This window comes from Christensenella sp. (genome assembly GCF_034927525.1).
GTDB lineage: Bacteria > Bacillota > Clostridia > Christensenellales > Christensenellaceae > Christensenella.
The window spans coordinates 1-3,149 of the sequence record NZ_JAYFPU010000118.1 but is presented as its reverse complement, the minus strand read 5'-3'; the positions used below and the strand labels follow the sequence as shown (position 1 = coordinate 3,149).

At 47.8% G+C, this 3,149-nt stretch carries 3 protein-coding genes; all 3 read right to left on the bottom strand.

What is annotated here, in order from left to right:
• Positions 1-595: sugar phosphate isomerase/epimerase family protein (locus VB081_RS04800; RefSeq protein WP_323399710.1), on the bottom strand; the 595-nt coding region annotated here is incomplete at its 3' end.
• Positions 596-679: 84 nt separating this feature from the next.
• Positions 680-1,744, bottom strand: a complete 1,065-nt coding sequence (locus tag VB081_RS04795; RefSeq protein ID WP_323399709.1) for a hypothetical protein — start codon at positions 1,742-1,744, stop codon at positions 680-682.
• A 290-nt stretch (positions 1,745-2,034) separates the two neighbouring features.
• Positions 2,035-3,060: a LacI family DNA-binding transcriptional regulator gene (locus tag VB081_RS04790; protein WP_323399708.1), complete on the bottom strand. Its 1,026-nt coding sequence runs from the start codon at positions 3,058-3,060 to the stop codon at positions 2,035-2,037.
• Between the last annotated feature and the right edge of the window lie 89 nt (positions 3,061-3,149).

Here is a 3,149-nt window from a genome sequence, read left to right as displayed (position 1 = left end):
AGCCGAATTCTTTTCTGCCATCCAGAACGTCAATCGCTTTCTGGCATGTTTCAATGTTATAAGCAATTTGTGTCGCCATGACCTCCAGCGCAAATTTCACGCCATATTCCCTGAACTTATCAAATATCGGATTCCAGCGCTCCGCGAACAATTCCCAGCCCTCCTCATAATTTGCGGGGCGTTTAGGCGGGAACGAATACCAGCAATCCCAGACGGAAGAACCGACAAATCCGCATACCGTATCGATTCCCAGCTCCGCGGCTGCCTGCGCCGTTTTGATCATACGTTCCGTTCCGTATTTAATCTTCGTTTCCGCATCCGGGCTGGGCGCCCATGCGTCCGTACTGGAATCATGGGGCCCCAGTACCAGCATCCCCTCAAAATGATTTGTGAGAGCGGAAAGCGTAAGGTCCCTTGCTTTCAGCTCCTTTAACAGCTCCGTTCCTCCGTTTTTTACAACTTCGTCGATGTCGATATGTTTGCTGTCCCTGTTTGCGGTGAGTTCCACCGCTTCGTATCCCAAACTTTTCGCGAAATCCAGAAACTCCGTCAGAGACATATCATTGTATGGCAATGAAAAAATACCTAGTTTCATTCTTTTCTCTCCTTTCGTTTTGCGCCGCCTTTTGGTATGGCGCATGGCCGCCGCAGTGCTCTTTGCCGTGCTTGCGGGCGCGTCCTACTTTACAAATTGCTTGGATTCTACATTATCCACGCTGAAATTTTTGCACATGACAAGCGGATTGACGTCGCTTTCGTTTTTGATGACAACGCCCCCGCGCGCGGCGGCCGCAGTGACGAACATCTCATCATTTGTAAGCTCCCCAAACCGTATCATTGCCGGCGTTTCAATCCTGTTGCCATTCAATTTTCCGTTTCCTTCCAGCATAATCAGCCCATAGGCCGCGCTGTCCGTAATCGTAACTTCCGCTCCTGGAAATACCGTCAATTCTTTCGCGCAAAACTCGTCCGAACCATAACAAACCCACTTTTCTTCATACCCTTTTGCTCGCATCACCTCCATATCCTCGACCGGAATCGGCTCGCAATAATGATTCTCCTTGAAATGCAGATCCTGGTTTGCCTCCCAATCCAATTTTTCCGCCATATATTCAAAATTCCATTCATATTTTCGCGGAATAAATTTTGTCAGCAGTTCACGTTCCATATATTTTCCGTGTACCATTGATTGCATAAACATGGAAGTGTCGCTCACTCTCTGCGGTTCATACGTCACAAGCGACCCCGGCGCATGCAGGATTCCCGCCGGAACGTTCCAGCCTGTTCCCAGTTTCAGCTTATAGGCCACGCTCAGTTCCAGAATCCCGTTATCCCCGTATTTCCCCCAACTTTCCAGCGCTTTGACCACATCCTTTTTTGTGACGCCAGGGAGCAGTCCGAAAAACGTATAGTCATGGTGATAGGTGATGGAATTCAATTGCGGAGCAAAGTAATATGCTTCCGGTTTGGGCGCTACCCCGATTTGCCTGGCGTCCTGTTCCATCAAATGGACGTGGTGCGGGATAGGGGCGGAAAAATCATAGAATTTCGCAAACGCTGTAAGCCCGCCATGCTCTTTCATCGTCTGTTCGCCAATCAACAGGTCCCCCGCCTCTTCCATCGCTTCCTTTAGAAGCAGCCTTTGCGTCCCATATCCGATGTTGATATAGCTCAGCCCTTCATTTTCCACTGTCAAGGCCCCGTTATCCGCCCTGGAAACAGAGGCAATCCAACGTTCCGACAACGCGCCGCATTCCGCTCCGTATGCATAGAGATCTTTCGGATGTAATTTAAGTCTCCTCCCTGGAAACAGCAACGTCCTGGCGACCCAACTGGGGACTAAGTTCATCACCCCGTTTCTGGCTGTCAATTCTGCTTGGATTGTTTTTCTGATATTATTCATTTTCTTACCCCTTCTGTCGTATAAAAATATGTATATTTATTTATTCGTATAAATTAAAATTAATTACAATTGCAGTTGAATGAACGTATCATTTAATTATCGCTTGGATTTATTCCTGTAATAAACTGGTTTTAGGCTAACCCCATGGTCGATTCACGTATGATCAGGTTTGGTTCCAGGACAATATGCAGGTTCTCCTGTTCCATATTCTCCGCATCGATCATCTTGATCAGCATCTGCGTGCCGCGTACCGCCATCTCTGTCTTCGGCTGTGCTATTGTTGTCAATTCCGGTGATATCAGTTTGCTCAGCGAGTTGTCATCATACCCTATAACCGCGATGTCCTCCGGAATCCTGACATGGCCTTCTTTCAGCCTGCGGATTACTCCGTAGGCCAGCTGATCCGTACTGGCGAAAATAGCGTCTATTTGCTTATTCATCAGCACATGCGCACCCAAGTTATATCCCATTTCGATTTTGTCGTATTCCATGGTTTCCAGAAAACAAAACTCTTGGTTAAACGGAACTCCCAGCTCGTCGAGTCTTTCCTTGAATCCAATGTACCGCTTTTTCAGCGCCCTGTTAAAAAGCGGCTCGCTGATAAAGCACATATTTTTCGCGCCTATATGAAACAGATGATCCGCCGCCGCCCGCGCGCCTGTCTCGTTATTGATTTCAACGCTGGGGATCTCTTTTTTGCTGGAGACAATCTTACTGTCCAGCGTAACGGTTGGGATCTCGTTGTCAATCACGGACGCATAACAGCTTTCATCCGCGAGGCCATATCCAATGATAATTCCCCTCACGTTTTGTTCAATCAAAGTATCCGTATACTTTTTTTCCAGTACGCCTTCATGAAACGTATTGCACAGGAACAGCAAAAGTCCCTCTTCGCGCAGTTCCTCCTCAACCGTTTGTACAATATCGGCGTAATATCCGTTACTAATATTGGGAATCAGCAAGCCTACCATATTCGTTTTTTTGGTTTTCAGGCTGCGGGCATTGGCGTTGGGCCTGTAACCCAATTCTTTTACCGCTTGCCTTACGCGACAGGCGACCTCGTCCGAGATGGGCGCCGTCCGGTTGAGCACATGCGATACGGTTGGTTGCGTCACGCCCGCCATCCTCGCCACATCTTTCATCGTCGCTTTTTTCATGAATATTACCCGCGATTTCCTTTCAAAATACTTTTATTCGATCCTCATGGTAGAATTCCTGATTACCAGGCAAGGATCCATGGTAATAT